At 69.1% G+C, this 22,992-nt stretch carries 18 protein-coding genes; 7 read left to right on the forward strand and 11 right to left on the reverse strand.

Translation table 11 applies throughout. From position 1 onward, the window contains the following. Positions 1–270: 270 nt before the first annotated feature. Both H4W80_RS22810 and H4W80_RS22815 read right to left on the reverse strand, forming a co-directional pair. A complete protein-coding gene (locus H4W80_RS22810; RefSeq protein ID WP_192786953.1) occupies positions 271–759 on the reverse strand; it encodes a GNAT family N-acetyltransferase in 489 nt (162 codons plus the stop codon). Then, a complete protein-coding gene (locus tag H4W80_RS22815) occupies positions 756–2,297 on the reverse strand; it encodes an NsdA family TPR-like regulatory protein (RefSeq protein WP_192786954.1) in 1,542 nt (513 codons plus the stop codon). The genes H4W80_RS22810 and H4W80_RS22815 overlap by 4 nt, the downstream gene beginning before the upstream one ends. A gap of 276 nt (positions 2,298–2,573) precedes the next feature. On the opposite strand from H4W80_RS22815, the gene H4W80_RS22820 reads away from it, so the two are divergent. The 4 genes from H4W80_RS22820 to H4W80_RS22835 all read left to right on the forward strand — a co-directional run bounded on the left by H4W80_RS22820 (position 2,574) and on the right by H4W80_RS22835 (position 6,195). After that, positions 2,574–2,858, forward strand: coding sequence for a hypothetical protein (locus H4W80_RS22820; RefSeq protein ID WP_192786955.1), 285 nt, complete (start codon positions 2,574–2,576; stop codon positions 2,856–2,858). Positions 2,859–3,415: 557 nt separating this feature from the next. Further along, on the forward strand, positions 3,416–4,279 hold the full coding sequence (locus H4W80_RS22825; RefSeq protein ID WP_225963607.1) for a mechanosensitive ion channel family protein: 864 nt from the start codon (positions 3,416–3,418) through the stop codon (positions 4,277–4,279). A 9-nt stretch (positions 4,280–4,288) separates the two neighbouring features. Next, positions 4,289–4,669: a globin gene (locus H4W80_RS22830; RefSeq protein WP_185067323.1), complete on the forward strand. Its 381-nt coding sequence runs from the start codon at positions 4,289–4,291 to the stop codon at positions 4,667–4,669. Positions 4,670–4,686: 17 nt separating this feature from the next. Continuing rightward, positions 4,687–6,195, forward strand: coding sequence for a glycoside hydrolase family 13 protein (locus tag H4W80_RS22835; RefSeq protein ID WP_192786957.1), 1,509 nt, complete (start codon positions 4,687–4,689; stop codon positions 6,193–6,195). 399 nt (positions 6,196–6,594) lie between these two features. On the opposite strand, the gene H4W80_RS22840 is transcribed toward H4W80_RS22835, so the two are convergent. From H4W80_RS22840 to H4W80_RS62810, 4 genes are all read right to left on the reverse strand, one after another. After that, positions 6,595–7,758, reverse strand: a complete 1,164-nt coding sequence (locus H4W80_RS22840) for an MFS transporter (protein ID WP_192786958.1) — start codon at positions 7,756–7,758, stop codon at positions 6,595–6,597. After that, positions 7,755–8,126 carry an acyl-CoA thioesterase gene (locus H4W80_RS22845; RefSeq protein WP_337960002.1) on the reverse strand — a complete coding sequence of 124 codons (372 nt, stop codon included), beginning with the start codon at positions 8,124–8,126 and terminating at the stop codon, positions 7,755–7,757. The genes H4W80_RS22840 and H4W80_RS22845 overlap by 4 nt, the downstream gene beginning before the upstream one ends. A 571-nt stretch (positions 8,127–8,697) precedes the next feature. Continuing rightward, positions 8,698–9,303 carry a TetR/AcrR family transcriptional regulator gene (locus H4W80_RS22850; protein WP_192786960.1) on the reverse strand — a complete coding sequence of 202 codons (606 nt, stop codon included), beginning with the start codon at positions 9,301–9,303 and terminating at the stop codon, positions 8,698–8,700. Positions 9,304–9,592: 289 nt separating this feature from the next. After that, positions 9,593–10,105, reverse strand: coding sequence for a VOC family protein (locus H4W80_RS62810; protein ID WP_192786961.1), 513 nt, complete (start codon positions 10,103–10,105; stop codon positions 9,593–9,595). A gap of 162 nt (positions 10,106–10,267) precedes the next feature. Here H4W80_RS62810 and H4W80_RS22860 point away from each other — a divergent pair, with 162 nt between their 5' ends. The 3 genes from H4W80_RS22860 to H4W80_RS22870 are packed head-to-tail and all read left to right on the forward strand — an operon-like array spanning position 10,268 to position 12,942. Beyond that, positions 10,268–11,584 (forward strand): MFS transporter, encoded by a 1,317-nt coding sequence (locus H4W80_RS22860; protein WP_192786962.1) that lies wholly within the window; start codon positions 10,268–10,270, stop codon positions 11,582–11,584. After that, on the forward strand, positions 11,581–12,528 hold the full coding sequence (locus H4W80_RS22865; protein ID WP_192786963.1) for a ribonucleotide-diphosphate reductase subunit beta: 948 nt from the start codon (positions 11,581–11,583) through the stop codon (positions 12,526–12,528). Before H4W80_RS22860 ends, H4W80_RS22865 begins: the two co-directional genes overlap by 4 nt. 3 nt (positions 12,529–12,531) lie before the next feature. After that, on the forward strand, positions 12,532–12,942 hold the full coding sequence (locus H4W80_RS22870; protein ID WP_192786964.1) for a hypothetical protein: 411 nt from the start codon (positions 12,532–12,534) through the stop codon (positions 12,940–12,942). Between the two features lie 250 nt (positions 12,943–13,192). On the opposite strand, the gene ettA is transcribed toward H4W80_RS22870, so the two are convergent. From ettA to H4W80_RS60930, 5 genes are all read right to left on the reverse strand, one after another. Further along, a complete protein-coding gene (ettA, locus tag H4W80_RS22875) occupies positions 13,193–14,857 on the reverse strand; it encodes an energy-dependent translational throttle protein EttA (protein WP_192786965.1) in 1,665 nt (554 codons plus the stop codon). 480 nt (positions 14,858–15,337) lie between these two features. Beyond that, positions 15,338–16,546, reverse strand: coding sequence for a GGDEF domain-containing protein (locus H4W80_RS22880; RefSeq protein WP_318787008.1), 1,209 nt, complete (start codon positions 16,544–16,546; stop codon positions 15,338–15,340). Positions 16,547–17,244: 698 nt separating this feature from the next. Next, positions 17,245–18,042 carry a single-stranded DNA-binding protein gene (locus H4W80_RS22885; RefSeq protein ID WP_192786966.1) on the reverse strand — a complete coding sequence of 266 codons (798 nt, stop codon included), beginning with the start codon at positions 18,040–18,042 and terminating at the stop codon, positions 17,245–17,247. Between the two features lie 729 nt (positions 18,043–18,771). Then, the gene (locus H4W80_RS22890) at positions 18,772–20,394 is read right to left on the reverse strand and encodes a YfjP family GTPase (RefSeq protein WP_192786967.1); all 1,623 of its coding nucleotides are present in this window, start codon (positions 20,392–20,394) and stop codon (positions 18,772–18,774) included. Then, positions 20,391–22,931: a dynamin family protein gene (locus H4W80_RS60930; protein WP_318787009.1), complete on the reverse strand. Its 2,541-nt coding sequence runs from the start codon at positions 22,929–22,931 to the stop codon at positions 20,391–20,393. The genes H4W80_RS22890 and H4W80_RS60930 overlap by 4 nt, the downstream gene beginning before the upstream one ends. Between the last annotated feature and the right edge of the window lie 61 nt (positions 22,932–22,992).

Consider the following 22,992-nt stretch of genomic DNA (forward strand, 5'->3'; position numbering starts at 1 on the left):
CACGACTGCCATAGCAAAAGCATCTCACTACTGTTCGCAGCCACTGATGTACAGGGCGCAGCCGGTGAGGTTCCTCTACCACTCGGTGTTAAGAGCCTCACCCGCGGGTTCGTAACATCCATACCGCGGACGCTGTAACCGGCGTCTTCGCGTACTGCGGGTGACGGAAGGAATGTCGGCGGTGAAGTCACGCCGGGAGCCCGGGGAAGATCACCGGGGAAGGGGAGCGGCCCCAGGAGGGGTTGGGTGGGGCCGTGTGCCGGGAGGCTCTCAGAGCTCGATGACCGCCGGAGGAGCCAGGCGTTTTTCGAGGTACACGACCGTGTGGTCGCCGACCTGCTGTCTGGAGAGCTCGCGCCATCCCTCTCGCTCGTAGAGCGCGAGGGCGGCCTCCTGGCTGAGCGTGGTGTCGCCTCTGACGCGCTCGAAGCCGAGCTCCACCGCGCGCCGTTCGAGTGCGAGCAGCATGGCCGAGCCGAAGCCGCGCCGCTGGAACTCCGGATGCACCCTCAGCCGGCACATCTCGGCCGTGGCCGTGTCGACGGGTTTCAGCCCGCCCATCGCGACGACTCGCCTGTCCACCTCGCCGACCAGGAAGTCACCACCGCAGCCCAGGTAGATCTCCTGGATGCGCGGGAAGTCGTCGTCGTAGTAGACGCCGTCGCCCGGCACCAGTCCCACCTCGGCGAGGGAGATCCGGTGGAGTGCGAGGATGGTGTCGAGATCGGACCACCGATAGCGCCGGATCTCCAGGTTCATGCACCGGCCTCTTTCATCTGGACCCTCGGCCGGCGCAGTTGGGCCCTGTACTCCTCGAGCTTCTTGTTGTTGGCGTCACGGGCCGTGATGGCCTGTTCGAGCGTCAGGGCGGGACGCATGATGAAGTCGGTCATGTACTCGTCGCCGAGCATCCCCAGCGCCTTGGTGGCGATGTCCAGCGCGGAGTCGAACTCCCCGTCGATCATGCGGCACGTGGCCTGGTCGAGCCTGATCAGCGTCTGGTCGAGGATGTGGTCCTCGTACTTGTCCAGCGCCTGGTCGAGCACCACCTCGGCCTCCAGGGTCTGGCCGAGCTTGGTGAGCACGTCGCCCTGGTAGAAGTAGAGCTGCTTCTCCGTGTAGCCGAAGGCCATGTCCTCCTGGTGCTCGGGCCGCATGTGGGAGAAGGCGTTCCTGGCCCTGGCCAGCGCGCGTTTCGCCTGGTCGACGATCTCCTTCTTGTTCTCGGCGCCCGAGAGCATGGCCAGCGCCCGCGCCTCGACGACCGGCGCCATCGCCTGCGCGGGGCAGGGCAGGGTGCCGGCCAGGTCACGGCTCTTCTTCGCCAGGTTGAGCGCCTCGCGGGCGTCCCCGAAGTAGAGCGGGACGAGCGACTCGCGGGCGGTGATCCACGCTCGCAGCGCGCGGTCGCCCGTCTCGTCGGCGGCGGTGCGCCCGGTCCTGAAGAAGGAGCGGGCCAGCCGGTGGTCCCCGAGATTGATCATGATCATGCCGCTCAGCCCCGCCAGCTGGGCCGCTATCCGCATCAGGCGTTCGTGCAGGTCGATGGGCTGACGGCGGGACAGCGCCGCGCGTACGGAGCTCATCTCGAGCATCACGTCGCACAGGAGGCGCAGGGGGGCCGTCGTCGTGTACTGGCGGCCGAAGCTCGCCGTGGCCTCTTCCCACTGGTCGAGCATCGCCGCCGACACCGTGGCCATGACGAGCGTCTCGTCCATCCGGCGCCTGATGCCCTCGCACGCGCCGAGCACCGGCCCGTCGAGCTCGGTGGCGGCGCTGGTCCCCGGGTTGAGCAGGTTGAGCATGGTGCGCCGGAGGATGTTCTCGTCCTCGTCGCCCTCGGGCTCCGGAGGCGGCTCGCTCTCGCACTTCGCCGGCGTTAACGGCCGCTCCGTGCTGTCTCCCAGCCGCACGCCCGGATTGCGGTGCCCGTGACCGCAGATGCACGGCCCGTCGAAGCCGAGCTCCAGCGGCTCCACCCGATAGACCGTGCACAGGTAGTGCAGGTATTCGGGCCCTGGACGCTTGAGCCCGCTCTCGTAGGCCGACAGCAGGGTCTCTCCGATGCCGGGCATCGCCTTGTTGTCACGCTCGAACAGAGCTCTGATCTGCTCGATGACGTCCGCCAGCGCGATGCCGTAGGAAAGACGGTGGGATTTGACGCGGCTGGTACCGAACTGCGGAGTGCACTGCTCATGGATCTCGTCAGCTATCTGGGCCGAAGTGCGTCCGGCGGCCAGGCCCTTGGCTCTGATCCGCCGTGCGATCTCCGTTTCCCTGTGCTGTCTGCCGGACATCCCGGCCCCTCTCGCGCGTGTCTCGACCGGTCCACAACTGGTGACTCAGCGTAGCGTCCATGTAGCTCTGCGCCTACCCAAGAGTGTGAACCAATGTCGCCGGCTTGAAAACGCCCGGCATCCAGCGTACGGATAAGGATCGTCCTCCGAGGGACTGTTTCTTACATCCCATGAGGGAGAAGCAACTCCCCGCACCCGGGGGAGCGACATTGCGCCCGCTCTTGACATGAGCCATGTTTGGCCCACCAGCCGATTCCCAAAAGGAGGGGACGAAAGGTGGGGGACGACAACTTCGAGCATCTGAAGCGTCTCGTAGCAGAACTCGACGCTCACGGGTTGCTCGCGAGAGTGGTCCAGACCCAGGGCGGGCGCATTTTCGCTCGGGTCATCAACCCGAACGCGACGAGCCTGTCGGAGAACGTCAGCTGTCGGTCGACGAGCGCATCCGACGTACCGGACTGGTGGTACTGCTGGTCCTGGGGTGAACGGATGCACAAGGCCGACGACCCGGCTGGAGCGGCCACGAAGGTCGCGCGCGTGCTGGCCGCCGTGGGCGAGTGACAAAGCGGTGACCCGGGTGGAGCGCAGCCACCCCGGCTCACCGCACCCACGGCGGCGTCAACGGAGCCGGCGGGGTGGCCGGTGCGGAGGGACTCCCGTATGCCGGAGCCCTTGGTCGCCCCGCCGGTTCCGGCCCCAGGCACGGTCTCGCATGCCGTGCCTGGCCACAGCCACCCGTCCGGCCTTCCCGGGCGGGTGTTCGGGGGATCCCTCCCGGAACCGGCACGGGACACGCTTCCGGGTGCGCGTCCCGTACCGAGCCGTCCGTCATCGGAGCGTCCCGCTCTCTCCCTCCGCGGCCCAGAGAGCAGGCGTCCCCGTCTTCCCCGGCGTGATGTGACGGCGGGCGGTCCGGTCGGCGGTATTTTTGGATCGAATCGGTCCAAAGCAGCCGACCGAACCGCTTCCGGAGGGGGATCTACCCAGTGTTACTGCTGGTGACAGCGTCGCCACCACCCGCTTCTCCGTCGGGCCTGCCCGACTTCCAGAAGCTGACCCAGCAAATGGCTGGGAGCTGCGAGAACGACCCGGCGGGCATTTGCTCTACCCTTGTCGGGATGTTGGACAATGCGACCTGGGCACCCTTGGTGGCCAGCCTGATCACCATCGTCCTGATCCTCGTGCTCGCGATCGTGCTCCGCAAAGTCGCGCACCGGGTCATCACGAGGGTGGTCAACCGCGCGGCCACGGGTGGTTCGATAACCAGCAGGTTCCGCAAGAACGCGGTGCCCGACAGCATCGACGCGCTGCTGCACGAACGGCGCAAGCAGCGCGCCGAGACCATGGGCTCCGTGCTCAAGCACGTCGCCTCGATCGTCATCCTCGGCACCGCGGCGCTGACCGTGCTCGACCGGCTGACGATCCCGATCGCACCCCTGCTGACCAGCGTCGGCATCCTCGGCGTGGCCATCGGCTTCGGCGCCCAGGAACTGGTCAAGGACTTCATCGCGGGCATGTTCATGCTGCTGGAAGACCAGTACGGCGTGGGCGACGTGATCGACGCCGGCGCCGCGGTCGGCACGGTCGAGGCGGTCACCCTGCGCGTCACCAGGCTGCGCGACGTCGACGGCCGCGTCTGGTACGTCCGCAACGGCACCATCACCCGGGTCGGCAACGAGTCGCAGGGCTGGTCGCGGGCCTATATGGACGTCCCGGTGGCCTACGACGCGGACATCGTGAGCGTCCGGGTGCTCCTGGAGCACGTGGCCGAGGAGATCTGGGCCGACGGCGAGTTCCGCGAGACCAAGATCGTGGAGCAGCCGCAGGTGTACGGCGTCGAGCAGATGTCCGACAGCTCGCTGGTGTTCCGTATCAGCGCCAAGACCCTGCCCTCGGCGCAGGCCGAGGTGTCCAGGGAGCTCAGGTTCCGGGTCAAGTCCGCACTCGACTCCGCCGGCATCCCCATGGTCGCCACCGCATAGGCTGAGACGGTGAGTGAGACCTCCTTCTACGACGCCGTCGGGGGCGACGAGACCTTCCGGCGCCTCGTGCACCGTTTCTACGAGGGCGTCGCGGAAGACCCTTTGCTGCGGCCGCTCTACCCGGAGTCCGATTTCGAGGGCGCCGAAGAGCGGCTGCGGGGCTTCCTGATCCAGTACTGGGGCGGGCCCAACACCTACAGCCAGCAGCGCGGCCACCCGAGGCTGCGCATGCGGCACATGCCGTTCGTGATCGGCGAGCCGGAGCGGGACGCCTGGCTGCGGCACATGCGTGACGCGGTCGACTCGCTCGACCTGCCGGAAGAGCTGGAGACCAGGCTCTGGGACTATCTGGTCTACGCGGCCCACAGCCTGGTGAACTCCCCGACATAGCGGGCAGAACACGCCACATGGATATCCCCTGGTGGCGTGATGCCATCGTCTACGAAATCTACGTTCGCAGCTTCGCCGACGCCTCAGGAGACGGCGTCGGCGATCTGGCCGGGGTGCGCGAGCGCCTGCCGTACCTTCGGCGGCTGGGGGCCGACGCCATCTGGCTGACGCCCTTCTACCCCTCCCCCATGGCCGACGGCGGCTATGACGTGGCGGACTACCGGGGTGTCGATCCGCTGTTCGGCACGCTGGCCGACTTCGAGTCGCTGGTCGAGCAGGCGCACGAGCACGGGTTGCGGGTGCTGGTCGACATCGTGCCCAACCACAGCTCCTCCGAGCATCCCTGGTTCCAGGCGGCGCTGCGCGGCGAGCGGCGCGACCGCTACATCTTCCGCGACACCACCAACAACTGGCAGTCCACGTTCGGCGGGCCCGCCTGGACGAAGGTGGCGGACGGGCAGTACTACCTGCATCTGTTCGCCCCCGGGCAGCCCGACTTCAACTGGCGCAACCCCGAGGTGCACGCCGAGTTCCTGGACATCCTGCGGTTCTGGCTGGACCGGGGCGTCGACGGGTTCCGCATCGACGTGGCCATGGGGCTCTACAAGGCCGAGGGGCTGCCCGACGTGGGCGACCAGTCGTTCAAGTCGGTCTCGCCGGTGTGGGGGCAGCCCGAGGTGCACAACGTCTACCGCGACTGGCGCCGGCTGCTGAACGGCTATCCGGGCGAGCGGATGGCCGTGGGCGAGGTGTGGACGGACAGCTCCGAGGACCTCGCCCTCTACGTACGCCCGGACGAGCTGCACCAGAGCTTCAACTTCGCCTGGCTGCAGGCGCCGTGGTCGCCGACGGCGTTCAAGAAGGTGATCGACGACACCCTGGCCTCCGTGCCGTTCGCCACGTGGGTGCTGTCCAACCACGACGTCGTACGCCACCGCACCCGCTACGGGACCGCCGACCCCGGCACGGGGCTCGCGCGGGCCAGGGCGGCGCTGCTGACGATGCTGGCCCTGCCCGGGTCCGCCTACCTCTACCAGGGCGAGGAACTGGGGCTGCCCGAGGTGACCGACCTGCCCGACGAGGCCAGGCAGGACCCCGTCTTCTTCCAGTCGAAGGGCGAGCTGCCCGGGCGCGACGGGTGCCGGGTGCCGATCCCGTGGACGGTGGACCCGCCCTCCCACGGGTTCTCCCCCGGCGGGGTGGAGCCGTGGCTGCCGCAGCCGGCCACGTTCGCGGAGCTGAGCGTGGAGAAGCAGGAAGGGGACGCCGGCTCGACGCTGGAGTTCTACCGCCGGGCCCTGGCCTGCCGCCGTGACCTGGTCAGATCAATTCCTTATACCTTGGAGTGGCTGGACTCACCCGAGGGTGTGCTTTTCTTCACCCGCGGCCCGCTGACCTGCGCCATCAACTGCGGGCTCCGGCCGGTACACCTGCCTGAGCACGACACGGTGCTGCTGTCGAGCGGTCCGCTCAAGGGCGACCTGCTGCCGCCGGACACTGCGGTGTGGCTCCGGCGCGACTCATAGCCATCTCGATCGCTCACCGACACCGCGGTGGAGCTCCGGCACGAGCCGCACCCTTCACAAGCGCTCACCGACACCGCGGTGTGGTCCTGGCGCGGCGCGACTCCGGAACGGCACGACTCCCGCACGGCACAGCGCGACTCCGGAACGGCGCGACTCCGGAACGGCGCGACTCCGGAACGGCGCGACTCCGGAACGGCGCGACTCCGGAACGGCGCGACTCCGGAACGGCACGACTCCCGCACGGCACAGCGCGACTCCGGAACGGCGCGACTCCGGAACGGCGCGACTCCGGAACGGCGCGACTCCGGAACGGCGCGACTCCGGAACGAGCCATAGCCTCGCCTCCTCAAACTCTCGCCGACGCCAACGCCGACGCCGCGGTGTAGCTCCGGCGCCGAGTCATACCCTTCGCGAGCGCTCGCCGCGGAAGGGGATGACGGGCAGCGAGAGCAGCGCGCACGCCAGGCCCCCCGCGAACCCCGCCCAGAACCCGACATGCTCGATCAGCACGCCGGCCAGCGGCGTGATGACGAGGGAGACGGTGTTCTGGATGGTGTTGTGGGTGGCCAGCACCCTGCCGGCCCAGGCGGGCCCGGCCAGTTCGCCGGCGGCGAGGTAGGCGAGCCCGTTGCCGGCCACGGTCATCACCGCGGCCAGGGCGAGCATGGCGGGCCCTAACGCGCCGCCGGTGAGCGTGCCGGTGACCAGCAGCACCAGCACGCCGATGGTGGCGAGGGTGATGAGCAGCAGGGGCCGCATGCGCAGGCCGGTCCTGTCGGACCAGCGCCCGGCCGCGATGCGCACCGCCGCCCCGCCGATCGCCGCCACCCCGAACAACTGCCCGGCCGCCACGCTGTCCCAGCCGTACACGTGCACCAGGCAGGTCACGCCGTACGTGCTGACCACCATCTGGGGCACCACGTGCAGGGCGCTGGTCGCGTGCACCCGCCACAGCGCGGGCTGCCGGTACGGCGTGCCCGCCGGCGCGGTGCCCGGCCCGGCGATCGTGCGCGGCGGTTCGGCCAGGAAGAGGGCGGCCAGCACGGCGGCCAGCAGGCTGACGGTGGCGCAGACGGCGAGCACGCCGGGCAGGCCGTACGCCCGCGCCACCGGCGGGAGGACGAAGGCGCCGATGGCCATGCCGAGGGTGAAGGAGACCTGGCGCACGCCCATCGCGACGCCGCGTTCGGGCGGCTCGAACCAGCGCAGGACGATCCGCCCGCCGCCGACCAGCGCGGCCGAGCCCGCCGCACCGGCCAGGGCCAGCAGCGCGATCACCGCCCAGGTCCGGTCGACGAACGCGACCGCGGCGAACAGCACCGCCGCCAGGCCCACGCCGGTGCCGAGGACCACCCGTTCACCGTGCCGGTCGGCCAGCGCGCCCCAGGCGACCAGGGCGAACAGGATGCCGATGGCCGGGGCGTTCGCGATGATCCCCGCGACCGGCAACGAAACTTCGAAATGTCGCTGTATTTCGGGCAGGATCAGGGGCAGGCCGCCCAGTCCTAAGGTGACGCTGGTGTGCGCGTTGACGCCCAGCGCCAGCATCAACCATCGCTTCACGAGAAGCGTTTGAGGTAGGCCAGTTCGCTCTCGGTGAGCCTGCGCGGTGCCGCCCGCTCGACGTCGTAGGCCGCGAGGACGGAGGTGGCGGTGACGTACACGTCGGTGTCGTCGCGGATCTCGTACTGAATCGTGAACCGCACCGACCTGATCTCGGTCACCCACGTCTCGACCCGCACCGGCTCGGCACGGAAGCCGAGGGGGCGGCGGTAGTCGATCTCGTGGCGGGTCACCACCAGCCCTTTGAACGGCTCCTCGCCCGCGTTGTACGGATCGATGTGGAACATGCCGAAGCGGGCGTCCTCGAGATAGTCGAGGAAGCGCACGTTGTTCACGTGATCCTGGGAGTCGATGTCGGCAAATCTCACCGTTCGGAGGTATACGTGCCGCTGGGCTTGGGAGCGTTCAACCACGTCCGCCACCGTACCCGCCCGGGTCAGGTGTCCTTGCGCCAGGTCTATTTGTCGTAGTTGGGGGTGTCGCAGAAGCAGGTAGGCCGAAGGCTGCAGTGGCCGTCCCGGGCGCGGGCGGGAGATCGAGTTGCAGGCACGCACCCAAGCCCACCAGGCAAGGGGATGAGACACCGACATACGCCCGAATCCGCAAAGCAGGGAACCAGGCACAGACACGCGCCCGAATCCACCAAGCAAGGGAACCAGGCGCCGGCACGCGCCCGACCAGGCAAGGGAACCAGGCGCCGGCACGCGCCCGAGTCCGCCTTCCACCGGGGACATGCGAACCACGTCCCGGGCGACGGGGATCTATGGGCTACCACCCATCCCTACAACTTTTGATTACCCAGCGTAACCATCACCGCCCCGCTCGCCGCCGAATCCACTCAGCGCCCGGCCTCTCAGCGTCCGGTGTCCCCCCGCCCTGCCGCCGTTGCCCGGCCGTCTGTTCCCGCTGCCCGCCACACCCCACCAGGCACGCAGCGGCCTACCCGAGGACCTTGAGGGGGTCGAGGCGCCGGATCAGGGTCATCGCCGCTTCGATGACCTCCTGCGCCTCCTCCTCCGTATCCGAGGTGGCGACCTCCCGGGCGGCCTCGCCGATGATGCTGGTCAGCACCGCCACGGTGAACCGATCGAGCGGGTCACCCCCGGCCCCCAGCAGCACGGCGTTCTGGCGTACCCACTCCCGCCCCCGCGTACGGCGGATCAGCTCGAACCCCGGCGGCCCGTCCCCGTCGATGAAGAGCCGCACCAGATCGCGCCGGTCCCACGCCCCGGCGAGGTACGCGCGAGCCCCGGCGATCAGCAGCTCGACGGGATCATCCACGCCCGCCTTCTTGGCCCTGGCCACGCTGGCGGCCGACGCCTCCTCATGCGCCGCCTGATGGTCCTCGTACAGAGCCAGGAACAGCTCGGTCTTGCCCCCGAAGTGGTGGTAGAGGCTGCCGACGCTGGAGCCGGCACGGGCGACCACCTCGGAGACGCTGGCCTCGGCGAAGCCGTGCTCGCCGAAGACCTCGCGAGCCGCCTGCAGCATGGTCTTACGCGTCTGAGCCGTACGACTCCACTCCCACGAGGACTTACGCGCCACGCAGCAGAGTATAACCCCGCGAATTCTAGAATTTGATTCTTTACACCTCACTACAGCGATGGTCGGAGAAGGCGGCTGACGGACTTCTCGCTCGCCCGAAGATCTGCAAGTCCATGAGGCAGACGATCTCGGAGTAGGCGGTGGCACCCGGAGTTGCGGCTGCGGGCATCTTCGGGGGCACTGAGGAGATTCAGCGCCGTACATCGCCCGATCGCGCCGAAGCGGGGAAGCGCTCCTGCCGCCTACGCAGCCCCACTGGTTTTCCTCCCTCGCCCCGGACCCCAAGGCGTCAAGGGCTGGGTATGCCATTGCCGTTGTGTCCGCGGCCGGCCAGCACCTCCTCCAAGGTCGGCCGGACGTCGCCCGGCTCGCGCGGGCCCGGCTGGGCCAGTTGGATCAGGACGCCGTGGGCTTCCTTGGGGTGCAGGAAGACCTCGCGCCAGCGGGGGTCCGCCTGGTTGAGGCCGTGCAGGCGGTAGCCGCGGGCGGTCAGCAGGGCCACCGCGGCCGTCAGGTCGTCGACGTGGAAGTTCAGGTGGTGGACGCCGCCCCGACCCCTCGTGAGCTCGAAGAAGCTGTCGAAGAACGTCGATCCGGCCAGGGGCTCCATGAGCTCGACCTTGCTGCCGTTCGCATAAGTGAGCTGTAACGTGCGGAAACCAACGAGCCGGTTGTCGCCACCGCCGCCCAGGTGCCGGCCGCCGAGCAGGTCGCCGTAGATCGGCAACAGGTCCCTGATCCGGGGAGCGGCCACGGCCGTGTGGTCGAAGGAGACTTCGAGGCCGTCGAGTTCGAGATCCAACGCACGACTCCTTAGTCCAAGCAATCCTAGAATTGGATTCTAGCCAGGGATGAGCATCTCACCCTTGACGACGGGAACACTGAGGAGCAACATCACAGAAACGAATTCTAGAGCAAGCTTCTAGAACGCTTGACGGGGGTCCAGCCCACAGAAAGGCAAGCCATGAGGCTGTCCTACGTCCGCGAGCTCGACGAGTACCCGACCGGCGCCCGCCGCATGAAGATCCTCACGATGGCCGTGCTGGCCATCCTCATCGGCTCCTACGAAGGGCAGATCGCACCCGTCGTACCTCTCCTCCTCAAAGATCTGGACATGTCGCTGGCCACGTACGGCGCCGTGTCGGGCGCCGCGGCAGTGGCCGGGGCGATCGCCTCCATCCTGGGCGGCAGACTCACCGACCGGCTCGGCCGGGTGCGGCTGCTCATCCCGCTCATGGGCCTGACGGCCGTGTGCTGTTTCGCCATGACACTCGTGCACAGCCCGCGCGACCTGCTGATCGCCCGGATCGTGCTGGCATTCGTGGACGGCGTGGCCATGGCCAGCACCGCGCCGCTGATCAGGGACTTCTCACCGCGCCTGGGGCGGGCTCAGGCGTTCGGCTTCTGGACGTGGGGACCCGTCGGCGCGAACTTCCTGGCCGCGGCCATCGCCGGCTGGACACTGCCGATCTTCAACGATTCGTGGCGCTCGCAGTTCGTCATCATGGGGTGCTTCTCGCTCGTCATTTCGGCGGTCATCGCACTCAACATCGCGGACCTGTCTCCCGAGCTGCGGGCCCGGATCCAGCACACCGAGCGGGCGGCGGCTCAGGTGGTGGATCTCGGACGGCCGGCGCGCGTGCGCTCGCTCTTCGTCAGGCGGAACATCTGGGCGCACGTCATCGGCATCTCGCTGTGGCTGGTGCTCTACATCACGCTGTCGCTCTTCGGGCAGACGATGCTGGTCGATGCGCTCGGTATCAGCAGTGCTCAGGCTTCGACGATCATGGCGGCGTTCTGGAGTCTCAATCTGCTCACGCTGATCGTAACAGGCCGCCTGTCCGACCGGACCCAGCTGCGCAAGCCGTTCTCCCTGGGCGGAACCATCGCGGCCGTCCTCGTCACCGCCTACCTCGCCGCCTCCCTGGGCCAGGAAGACGTCTCGACCGGCACGCTCATGGTGGTCGGCGCGCTGCTCGGCGGCTCGCTCGGAGTGGCGTACGCGCCCTGGATGGCCAACTACTCGGAGGACGCCGAGGACGCCGACCCGCGGCTGCAGGGCACGGCTTGGGGGCTGTTCGGGTTCCTGACCAAGGCTATCGCGGTGGTCGGGCTGCTGGTCATCCCGCGAGTCGTCGCGGCGACGGGCTGGCAGACGTGGCTGTTCGTGGCGCTGGGGTGTCTTGTTCTGTTCATCCCTGCGATCCTCATGTTCAACGGGCCGTGGCGCCGCCCCGCCCGCACGCCTGTCACAGTCGCCCTCGGGGAGGCCGAAGGATGACCGAACTGTCCGACGTCGCCGCTTCCGACCTGCGCGGGATCCGTCACCTCGACATCGACGACGTGCTCGCGTACGTGCACCGCGACCTCAAGCGGCTGCCCGACTACACCGAGCTGTACAAGCGCTACCTGCGCCAACGGTGGGACGTCTACGAGCTGGACTTCTCGCAGGACATCGTCGACTGGCGCGAGCGCATGTCACAGGAGGAACGCGACGCGTTCGTCGGCATCTCCGCCGGGTTCCACCATGGGGAGCGGCAGGTGGAGGTGGAGCTGCCGGTGTTCATGCTGGGCGGCTCCGAGGAGTCCAAGATCTACATGTCCAGCCAGATCGAGGACGAGGCCCGGCACACGGTGTTCTTCGACCGTTTCTACCGCGAAGTGGTCGGCATGCCGGGCGACTCGGTCCAGGATGTGCTGGACGCGTCGTTCGAACACGTGTCGGAGACGTTCGTGGGGCCGTTCGGGCTGCTCGCCTACCAGGCCGACGAACTGCGGAAGGACCCCGAAGACCCCGCCGCCCGGGTGCGCTACGGCACGACGTACTTCCTGTGGATCGAGGGCGTGCTCGCTCTTTCCGTCATGAAGATCACGCTCACGTACTGCCGGGAGCGGGGGTTCCTGCCCGGCTACTACACCGGCTTCACGGCCACGTGCCGGGACGAGGCCAGGCACGTGCAGTTCGGGATGCGGTTCCTGCGCGACTCGGTGCAGGAGGATCCGCGGCTGCTGCTCCAGATCCACGAGACGCTCCGTACGATCCTCGCCATCAACGCCGCCACCAGCCGCAGGCTCGCCCTCGAGTCCCTGGGCTGGTCGCCGGAGGAGGTCAGGCGCCTCATGATCCGCCAACTCCACATGAAGCTGGTGGACGTGGGCATCGCACTCCCTCCGGACATCCAGGACATGATCGCCCGCATCCAACCAGAGCTCGCCGGAGGCTGACGTATGCGCTTCTTCACCCCGGAATGGGCCGAAGCCGTCCGCGCCGCCGTGGACACGGGGCCTCCGCAGGAGGGCAAGCTGCCGTCGTACTGGAGCTGGATCGACCGCGCCCGAGCCGGCTACACCGCCACCTGGGCGCTGGGCGTACGCGAGGCGGGGGCCTACCTGGTTCTGACCTGGAAGGACGGCAAGTGCGCGGAGGCGGCGATCACCTCCGACCCCGCAGCCGCCGACTATGTGCTGGCGGCCGGGGAATCGACGTGGCGGGAGCTGCGGGAAGGAGCCGATCCCGGACGGGTGGTGATGTATCGGGGGTTACGCCTGGAACGCGGGGATGCGCTGGCGTTCTTCCGGGTCATCTACTTCTTCGTGGAATCTCTCGCCGCCCTGTCCCACGTACCCGTCGAGCCCTGAACGAACGCCGCGGCCGATCGGCGCCGCCTGCCCGGCGCGTCCGTCCATCACGTCGCCGGGCACCTGTCCGCCACCAGGCCGGCCGCCGGTCCCGGCACCCGTACACGACCCGGCGATCCTGGCATTCGTCCGCCACCCGGGGCCGGTCGGCGGTCCCAGCGACCGGCCGGGTGCGTCAGGCGACGTCACCCGCGCCCCGCCGTACACGACGGAGGTTCCCTCCGGAACGGCGGAGCGCGGGCGGATCAGCTCAGTCTCGGTGGAGCTTCCGGTACGTGACGCGGTGCGGGCGGGCGGCGTCGGCGCCCAGCCGCTCGATCTTGTTCTTCTCGTAGTCGGCGAAGTTGCCCTCGAACCAGAACCAGTTCGAGCCTTCCTCCCACGCCAGGATGTGGGTGGCGATGCGGTCGAGGAACCACCGGTCGTGCGAGGTGATCACCGCGCAGCCCGGGAAGTCGAGCAGCGCGTTCTCCAGCGACGACAGCGTCTCCGTGTCGAGGTCGTTGGTGGGCTCGTCGAGCAGCAGGACGTTGCCGCCCTGCTTGAGGGTGAGCGCGAGGTTGAGCCGGTTGCGCTCGCCGCCCGACAGCACCCCCGCCTTCTTCTGCTGGTCGGGCCCCTTGAACCCGAACGCCGCGATGTACGCCCTGGACGGCATCTCCACGTTGCCGACCTTGATGTGGTCGAGCCCGTCGGAGACGACCTCCCAGACGTTCTTGTTCGGGTCGATGCCGCCGCGGCTCTGGTCCGCGTACGAGATCTTGACCGTCTCACCGACGGTGATGGAGCCGGTGTCGGGCGTCTCGCTACCGGTGATCATGCGGAACAGCGTGGTCTTGCCGACGCCGTTGGGGCCGATGATGCCGACGATGCCGTTACGCGGCAGGTCGAACGTCAGCCCCTCCATCAGCAGCCGGTCGCCGAAGCCCTTCGTCAGCTCCTCGGACTTGATCACCGTGGTGCCCAGGCGCGGGCCCGGCGGGATCTGGATCTCGTCGAAGTCCAGCTTGCGGAACTTGTCCGCCTCAGCCGCCATCTCCTCGTACCGCTGGAGTCGGGCCTTGCTCTTGGTCTGGCGGGCCTTCGGGTTGGACCGGACCCACTCGAGCTCGTCCTCCAGGCGCTTCTTCCGCTTGACGTCCTTCTGCCCCTCGACCTTGAGGCGCTGCGCCTTGGCCTCCAGGTAGGTGGAGTAGTTGCCCTCGTACGCGTACGCGCGGCCGCGGTCGAGCTCCAGGATCCAGCCCGCGACGTTGTCGAGGAAGTAGCGGTCGTGGGTGACGGCCAGCACGGTGCCGGCGTACTTCTCCAGGTGCTGCTCCAGCCACTGCACGCTCTCGGCGTCGAGGTGGTTGGTGGGCTCGTCGAGCAGCAGCAGGTCGGGGGCCTCGAGGAGCAGCTTGCACAGCGCGACCCGGCGACGCTCACCACCGGACAGCTTCGTCACCTCGGCGTCGGGCGGCGGGCAGCGCAGCGCGTCCATGGCCTGCTCGAGCTGACTGTCGAGGTCCCACGCGTTGCGGTGCTCGAGCTGGTCCTGGAGCTTGCCCATCTCCTCCAGCAGCTCGTCGCTGTAGTCGGTGGCCATCTGCTCGGCGATCTCGTTGTAGCGCTGGAGCATCGCCATCGTCTCGGCGACGCCCTCCTGCACATTGCCGAGGACGGTCTTCTCCTCGTTGAGCGGCGGCTCCTGCTGGAGCATGCCCACCGTGAAGCCCGGCATCAGCCTGGCCTCACCATTGGACGGCTGCTCCAGGCCGGCCATCATCCGGAGCAGCGTCGACTTTCCGGTGCCGTTCGGGCCGAGAACGCCGATCTTGGCTCCGGGCAGGAACGACAGCGTGACGTCGTCAAGGACAACCTTGTCGCCGTGCGCCTTGCGCACGCGCTGCAGCGTATAGATGTACTCCGGCATGCCCTCTAGCTTAGGGGCTCTCCACCCAGGCTTCCGCCGCTCCTCCCGGTAAGACCCGAAAGACCAGGCAGCGTCCGCCCGTCCACCGCGGGGCCCCACGCTCTGACGTACGCGCAAGGCCGCGTGGAAGGTGAGAGACCTCCGCGAGTACCACACCCTGACAGGCCGAGAGCGGCCGTGCGCCACACGTTCATGTGCAGCAGCACGTTCGCCGGACACGGCCATCGGTGACGACTACGCCTCTTCAAGCTCTGGGCATTGGCGTGCGCAGAGCCAGCGTCCCAAGCCAGAACCGGCGCCCCCAACCAGAGCCAGTGTCCCAAGCCAGAGCCAGCGGCCAACTCGGTGGGGCTCAGGGGCTCACGGGCTCACGGGCTCACGGGCTCACGGGCTCACGGGCTCACGGGCTCACGGGCTCACGGGCTCAGGGGCTCAGGGGCTCAGGGGCTCAGGGGCTCAGGGGCTCAGGGGGTCAGGGGGTCAGGAGTTGTGATCGTCGCTGGGGAGGGAGCGTGGCGGAGGGGGTGATTGGACGACGGGAATGCAGACACGGTCCCGCCCCAGCTCCTTCGCCCGGTAAAGCGCCAGGTCAGCGGCTGCCAGCAGGTCGATCAGGTCGTCTCCGTGCACGCTCATCAACGCGACCCCCGTCGAAATGGTCACCCTGACGAGGGCATCGTCGACGGGGATGGCCATGCGGCCGATGCGGGTGCGGAGGCGTTCGGCCACCTGGCGGGCCTCGTGAATGTCGGCGCCAGGCAGGAGGACGACGAACTCCTCACCCCCGAACCGCCCCACAACGTCGTAGTCCCGCAGCTGGCTGCGCAACGTGGACGCCACCCCCACCAGCACCTGATCGCCGACCAGATGTCCGTAGGCGTCGTTGACCCGTTTGAAGTGATCGATGTCGATGATCAGGAGCGCCAGCGTTTCACCCGTCCGGCGGGCCCGGACGATTTCGGTGTCGGCCTCGCGCTGCCAGGCGGCGGCGTTCAGCAGGCCGGTCTTCGCGTCTGTGCGGGCTGCGGCCTGGAGCTGGGCGTGGAGGAGGCTGCGCTGCAGCAGCACCACCGGCGGCAGCGTCAGGATCAGCAGGGCCAGGTTGAGTCCGCAGCAGATGGACACCGTCACGCCCAGGCAGAGCTCGACGATGTCCAGCAGCACGCTCTCCCTGTCCCACAGGACCTCCCGCCACGGCATGTCGGGGTCTGCGGTGTGGGCGGCGATGGCGATGAGAGCGATGTTGAGCAGGGAGAACAGCACAGCCGCCCCGACCGCGCAAAGGATCGGCGGTCCGCTCCCGAGCGACAGCACCCATGGGTCCTCGATCATCCAGTGGAACGTGACGGACGCCGCACATCCGGCCAGACCGATGGCGGCCGCGCTGAACACCCGGCGGTAGAGGACGGTCGCACGCACGCGTACCTGGAGCAGAATCTGCAGGACGATCGGCGCGAAGATGGCGTAAAGCGGCGGCAGGAGCAGCGCAACCGGCAGCCACCAGGCCGACAGCAGGTCTCGCGAGACGCCGGCGGGCATGCCCAGCCGCCGGCTGGCCTCGATGCAGACCGCGCCGCAGGCCATGAGAGCACCGAACGTGACCAGGTCCCACCATTGGAAGACGGTGGTCACCGCGAACACCATGATCGCGGCAAGGTCGAGGGCGACGATCGCACACAAATAGATCACGAGCGGGCGACGTTGCCCAAGCAACGGCCAGCGGCCGGCCAATGTTGACACACCGTCGCGAGACCCGATCGAGGCGTGACTGGTCGCCGCCATCTCGTCTCCTCCCTGACTAACGATGTGTAACACAATAATTGCGGAGTGTGCGATGTGCGATGGGAACGGATACGTTGGCAATGACTACACACACCTGCTCATGCCGTGAGTGGGTCGTGTTGGACCGCCGTGCCGGAAAGGAGCAGCCATGGTGCGGGGCGTGACCTGGACCTGACAGAGGCTCTAGCCATCTGCCGCGGACAACACACCATCGGCCGCCCTCGGGGGTCCCAGTCAACGGGCCACGGCCGGTGCCCCCCTCCTCTTCTTTCCCTTCCTCTACCTCAGCCTTCGTCAGCTCCCCTCTTCGCTCGCCTGCCTCTCCAGCGCCCTTCGTGGCTTCGTTGCTTCGTTCTCCGGGAGTCGCTCGTTTTGGGTTTCTCCGGTCGCGCCATCCCTTCGAGAAGTCCTCCCCTTCCGCCGCCGTCTTTCGAGGGCCGGCTGTCTTGATGCCTTTCGTTCGACGGTCTTCTCCTTTCCATGCATGCGTTTGATGCGGCGGCGCCGGCATCCGCAGGTTTATTGAGCAGCATCGTTGGGCGGTCGGCGCCCGGTCTTGGGCGTGAGGGGCACCGGTTGGGTGAGCGGTGCCCCTTTGCCTGCTCCTACGCGGCTGCTCGTTCCTGCAGCAAGGACTCTTCGACGTCGCCGTCTTCCTCGTCGGTGCCCGCCTTGCTCGTTGTCTCGTCCGCCTCGGGGCCCAGGAAGCGGACCGTGTGGTCTCCCGCGCTCGGGGTGCGCCTCGTGCTACTCGCCTCCCCTGCGGAGTGCATGATGTCGTCCTCACCTTCTGAGGAGTCGGCAGTGCTGATGGCTTCTTCTGAGCGCAAGGTGGCGGCCTCGGATGCCTGGGGATGTGCCGCGTCGTCCGGCCCCGAGATGCTGGAGAAGTCGCGGTCGGCGCTCAGGGTGTGGAAGGGATTGGCTTCGGGGGCGGGGCCGGAGCGGGGGAGGTTGCGGAAGCTGCGGGTGCCCATGGCCCAGTCGCGGGTCTCCTCGTCCAGGCGGTCGCGCATCTCCTTGCTCATCGAGGTGATTCCGGAACGCTCCGGCTTGGCGAAGACGCCGGTGCCCCAGCGCAGGTCGTGCCCGACCGCGTTCGCCTCTATCTCGGGCACGAAGCGGCGATCACCTTCCGGGCCGAACTCGCGGATGCGCAGCTTGCCGGAGACCACCACAGGGTGTCCTGCCCGGACGGAGGAGGCGACGTTGTCGCCCAAGGTACGCCAGCAGCGGACCGTGAAACACACCCTGTCGCCGTCCATCCATTGCCCCGCCTTCTTGTCGAAGTAGCGGTGTGAGGAGAACACCTTCAGCGAGGTGACCCTGCTGCCGTCATCGAAGCTGTACTGCCTCGGCTCTGCTGCGACGTTGCCGGTGAGCGTGATGTAAATGTCGTTCATCCCGTGCCTCCCATGCGGCGGGCCGGCTGCCCGCGATCTGGGATCAGGGTGCCGGGGAAGGGCTTGGTCACGAGCTCTGGAACGGGGTTCTGTGGACGGGCGGGGCTGTGTGGGTGGGGCTGTGGATGAGAGGCTGTGGGCGGTGAGGCTTCTGCGCATCGAGCCGTTGCATGCGGGGCACAAATGACCGTAGGACGCGGGCCATCTGGCCGAAGCTCAGAAATGCCGTGGCCGTGCTCGCGACCGCATCTGGCCACAGCGAGCGAGCGCAAAGGGCCGTAGAACGGACGCAGGCACGGCCAGCCGCAGAGCGCGAGTGTCAAAGGATCAGGGCTGTGGCTGGCGAGCGCATCCGGCCGCAGTGTGCAAGCGTCGAGAGCCGTGGCTTGCGCGCACATCTGGCCGCAGCACGCAAGCCCGAACGACCGCAACGCCCTCCTGAACGGGCGTAGCGCGGGCCCGAGCGGCCGTGGCACGCGGTGCCTGAACGGCAGAGTGACGCAAGCTCGAACGCCGTGGGATGCGGCCCCAAACGTCGTAACACTCGGCCCGGAACGCCCGTAAAGCGCGTCCGGATGGCCGTGGGACCCAGATCCGAACAGCCTCGGAGCGCGACCGGACGGCCATGGGACGTGGGGCCGGATGATCACGCGGCGGGAGCGGGCGGGCTCTGGCTGGTGGAGGTGTAGGAGTCGGGGCCGGGGGCCGGCCCGGGTGGGCGGTGGAGGGTCAGGGGGAGAGGTCGCGTAGGGCTGTGTAGAAGGCGTGGTGGCGGGTCAGCTCGCGTTCGACCGGCTCCACGACCATCGTGGTCGACACGGCGGCCACGCGGCGGCGCATTTCGCGCTCCAGGCGCTCCCGTTCGCGCGAAGCCCCCAGTTCCACGAAGTTGCGGGAGGCGATGCCTGACAGCGCTCCCAAGCCCAGCACCGACGCCATCATCAGCCCCACCCACGGCAGCGTGGCGCTGTCGCTCAGCAGTTCCAGGGCCGGAGGAAGCTGTCCCGGCATCAGCAGGCCCGCGGCCAGCCAGGCCAGGCCGGCGACGAAAGCGACCACCAGGACGTACTGCCACACCTTGAGCGCGCGCCACCACCCGGGTACGCGGTCGAGCTGCGGCGCGATCTCCGTGAGGTCCTCGGTGAGGGCCTGCGGGAGCTGGCTGGAGCGGGAGCGGGCCGCCTGGTGGACCGCGGTGCGCCACACCGGGTGCATCCCCACCGACAGGCCGTCGGCGAGCGCCTGTACGGCGTTGGCGACCTCGGCCGACTGGGCGCTCACCGAGCCGGTCGTGATGCCGCGGATCTCCTCCCCCAGGTCCTGCAGGCGCAGGCTCTTGAGCGGGTCCGAGCGGAACTTCGAGAACCACCGCGGGTACGGCCAGCCCACCCAGTGGCTCGACCGCTCGGCGTAGACGTTCTCCATGGCCTCGCCCACGGCCGGTACGCCCACCGCGTCGCACAGCGCGTCCGTGAGCCCCATCCGGCGGGCCTCGTCGACCGAGGACGGCGCCGACAGGGCCTCGCCCAGCGGCATGGCCTTGCTGAGGCGCTGCTCCAGCCGGTGCAGGTCGGCCTCCAGCTTCTGGATGGCGGCGCGCCGGCGGGCCACCGCGGTCGCGATGACGCTCCTGAGGCTCTCGATGCCGCGGCCCGTGACCGCGGAGGTGGGTACGACGCTGGGATGCTCGACGCCCTCGCGGCGCAGCAGGTCGTTGAGGTCGATGACCAGCTCGGCCAGCTCTTCCTTGGTGAGCCTGTCGGCCTGGTTGAGCGCGAACACGGTCACCGCGTCATGCCCCGCCAGCTCCGTCACGTAGCGGCGGTGCGTGGACGCGTCGGCGTACTTCTGCGGGTCGAGCACCCACACCACCAGGTCGGCCAGGCCGATGAGCCGGTCGGCCTCGGTGTCGGTGAGGGCCCTGATGGAGTCGTGGTCGGGCAGGTCGAGCAGGATCAGCCCGTGGAGCTGGCTGTCGCCCTTGTCGAGCGCGCTGGCGCGGGAGAAGCGGTGCCGCCACTGGATCTGCAGCCAGTCGAGCAGCGGGCCGGCGCCCTCCAGCCCCCACACGCAGGCGTGCGTACGGGCAGTGGTCGGCCGGCGCACGCCGGTGGGCGACAGTTCCAACCCCGAGATGGCGTTGAACAGCGACGACTTGCCGCTGCCCGTGCCGCCGGCCAGGGCCACGACGGTGTGCTCGGAGGACAGCTTGAGCCTGTCTCCGGCCTGCGTCAGCAGCGTGTTGGCCTCGGTGAGCAGCTTCTTGTCCAGCCGTCCCGGGCCGTGCTCCACCACCTTGGTGAGCGCGGACAACCGCGGAGCCAGCCCGGGCCTGGTCGCCATGGTGGTCATCGGGCGACCTCGAGGTTGTACGTCGCCTGGTAGAGGCGGGTCGCCACGGACTCGTCCGGAATGCCCGCGGTGTCGAGGGCTTGCACGTAACGCATCGATTCCTCGTCGAACAACATGCCGATCCTGGCCCGCAAATCGCTGAGCGCCTTGGCCCCGATGCCGCGCAGCGACTCCGCGCCGAGCAGGGCGTTGACCAGCCGGTGCGGCACCCCTTCGCCGTTGGTCCCGCTGAACATCGCGACCGTGAAGATCAGCGAGAGCGCGTCGGGATCGAACGACACCAGCTTCGACACCGACCGCTTGGCCACGCCGTCGGTGCGTACGAGCTCGCTCAGGTGCTCCTGCCACGACGCGATGGCGCGACCGGCGTGACGTACGAGATTGTCGGAGGGCCTGTCGAGGCCCTCACCGAGCTTGGCGCCCAGCTCGGAACGGTGCCGCCAGCGCTGGACCACCTCCTCGGTGGCGCGGTTGGCGGCGGCGACGATCACCGCCTCGAGCCCCGCCCGGATCGCCGCCTTGAACGCCAGCACCCGCTCCGGCGCGTGCTTGGCCGACCGGCCGCGTTTGCGCACCTGGAGCGAGCGCATGAGGTCGCCGGAGCCGGCGAAGTCCTGCCAGCGGGCCAGCACCTCGCCGTGCAGCAGCGAGCCGTTCTTCGACGCCTTGTCGATCTCGCCGAGCGCGCCCCGGAAGGCCGCCTCCACGTCGCTGCGCAGCTCCGTCCTGAACGCGACCTGCCCCTCCAGATGCCTGGCCAGCGCGGGTACGCGGGTGCGGAAGCTGTTGAGCACGCCGTTGAGCGTCTCGCGCACGGCCTGGGCCCTGCGCTCCTCGTCGACCGACAGCTCGGCCAGCCAGAGCCGCAGGTCGGTGACCTCCGCGTCGGGCAGCCTGCCGTCGGTGACCTTCGCCTCGTTGATGACGAACCTGTCGATCTCGCCCAGGCCGTATTCGGTGAGCATCCGTACGAAGTGCTTCAGAACCACCTCAGCGGACCTGGGCTGCACCCGCGACAGCACGATCGCGAGCCGGGCGCCGCGCTCCTTGGCCAGCTTCAGCAGGTTCCAGGCGGGGGCGTCGGCGTAGCGGGCCGCCGTGGTCACGAAGATCCACAGGTCGGCGGCGTCGAGCATGCGGTGGGCGACCTCGTGGTGCTCCTCGACGACCGAGTCGATGTCGGGGGTGTCGAGCAGCGCGACGCCCTGCGGGAGCTTCTCCGTCGCGACCACGACCATGCTGCGCACCCCGGCCTCAGGGGCGGGCTTGTCGAGCCGCTGGAGACCGCCGAGCAGCTCTCCCTCGGCGAACCACTTCCGGTCGTCCGGGTGGCAGACCAGCACGGGGGTGCCGGTGGTCGGGCGGCGGACGCCGGTGCGCGAGACGGTCTTCTCGGCCAGCGTGTTGACCAGGGTGGACTTGCCGGCCCCGGTGGAGCCCGCGACCACGATCAGGGCCGGGGCCGCGCTGGTCCTGACCCGGGGGAGCACGTAGCCCTCCAGCTGGGCCAGCAGCTCGCCCTGGGCCTGCCTGGCCTCCTCCGCGCCGGGCAGGTCGAGACCGAAGCGCAGGTCCGCGACGCTCTCCCGGAGCGTGCCGAGCGCCGCCATGAGCGCCTCGGCGGCCTCGGCGGGCAGCTCCTCCACCCGGCCCGGCTTCTCCCCGGTCGCCGCGCCGCCTCCGGACTTCTCGTCCCTCGCCTGCGGCTCCTGGCTTCCCAGCGGTGCCTGCCCCTCCTGCGGCTTCGCGCCGTCAAGGGGCTCATCGCCGTCGCGGGGCCGCCGCTCGGCCTCCGGTTCGTCGCCATCCGCCGGCTCGGGCGCCGGTCGCTCGTCGTCATCCGCCCCATCGGCCGGAAAAGGCTCGTCGAGCGTCGCCTCGGCCTGCGAGTCCTCGTCAGCGTCGGCCGGCTGCGCGGCTTGAGACTGCGCGTCGCCCGGCTCCGCGTCCTGAGGCCGCTCGGAGCCCTGAGGTCGCTCCTCGGCCGGCTCCGCGTCCTTGCGCTGCTCCTCGGCCGGCTCGGCGTCCTGCGGCTGCCCATCGGACGGCTCAGCGTCCTGGGGCGGCTCGGCGTCCTGAGGCTCGTCGTCCTCCCTCGCCACGCCGTCCTCGGTCAGCTCGTCGAGTGACGGCGGCTCCTCGGCGCGCACCTCAGGCGCAGGCTCGGGCTCCTCGTCGGACGAGTCCTCCGTCGCGAAGGACGGCTGCTCGCCGCGCGCCCCCTCCCCACCACCGAGGTGTACGGGGCGAGGCCGTGGACCGCCGAGCGCCGCGGGCTTCACGAAGAGGGAAGGCCGCTCGCCCTCGTCCACGGGATCGCCGGCCTCCTCAGGCACGTCGTCATCGGCCGTGACCGCCTCGGCGGCGGCCGGAGCCGCGGCCTCGTCGGCCTCCTCCGGCACCGGTGGCCCCGTTGAAGCCGCGGCGGCCTCCCGCTCCCCCGGAGGGGGAGCGGGAGGCTTCTTCCGCGACTTCTTCGTGCCGAAGGCATCGAAGCCGTCGTCGCCCTGGACCTCTGCCAGGTCCTCGTCACCCACCGGGCGAAAGCTCAACGTCTGCTCTCCCGGTGACTCCTGCCGCCCGTCATCCATGGCCGTG

The organism is Nonomuraea angiospora (assembly GCF_014873145.1).
Classification (GTDB): Bacteria; Actinomycetota; Actinomycetes; order Streptosporangiales; family Streptosporangiaceae; genus Nonomuraea; species Nonomuraea angiospora.

Excerpts from the sequence above, each read along its gene's own strand:
- H4W80_RS22835 (WP_192786957.1), top strand. The coding sequence starts at position 4,687 with ATGGATATCCCCTGGTGGCGTGATGCCATCGTCTACGAAATCTACGTT.
- H4W80_RS22815 (WP_192786954.1), bottom strand. The coding sequence starts at position 2,297 with ATGTCCGGCAGACAGCACAGGGAAACGGAGATCGCACGGCGGATCAGA.
- H4W80_RS22865 (WP_192786963.1), top strand. The coding sequence starts at position 11,581 with ATGACCGAACTGTCCGACGTCGCCGCTTCCGACCTGCGCGGGATCCGT.
- H4W80_RS22870 (WP_192786964.1), top strand. The coding sequence starts at position 12,532 with ATGCGCTTCTTCACCCCGGAATGGGCCGAAGCCGTCCGCGCCGCCGTG.
- ettA (WP_192786965.1), bottom strand. The coding sequence starts at position 14,857 with ATGCCGGAGTACATCTATACGCTGCAGCGCGTGCGCAAGGCGCACGGC.
- H4W80_RS22885 (WP_192786966.1), bottom strand. The coding sequence starts at position 18,042 with ATGAACGACATTTACATCACGCTCACCGGCAACGTCGCAGCAGAGCCG.
- H4W80_RS22890 (WP_192786967.1), bottom strand. The coding sequence starts at position 20,394 with ATGACCACCATGGCGACCAGGCCCGGGCTGGCTCCGCGGTTGTCCGCG.
- H4W80_RS22860 (WP_192786962.1), top strand. The coding sequence starts at position 10,268 with ATGAGGCTGTCCTACGTCCGCGAGCTCGACGAGTACCCGACCGGCGCC.
- H4W80_RS22825 (WP_225963607.1), top strand. The coding sequence starts at position 3,416 with ATGTTGGACAATGCGACCTGGGCACCCTTGGTGGCCAGCCTGATCACC.
- H4W80_RS22810 (WP_192786953.1), bottom strand. The coding sequence starts at position 759 with ATGAACCTGGAGATCCGGCGCTATCGGTGGTCCGATCTCGACACCATC.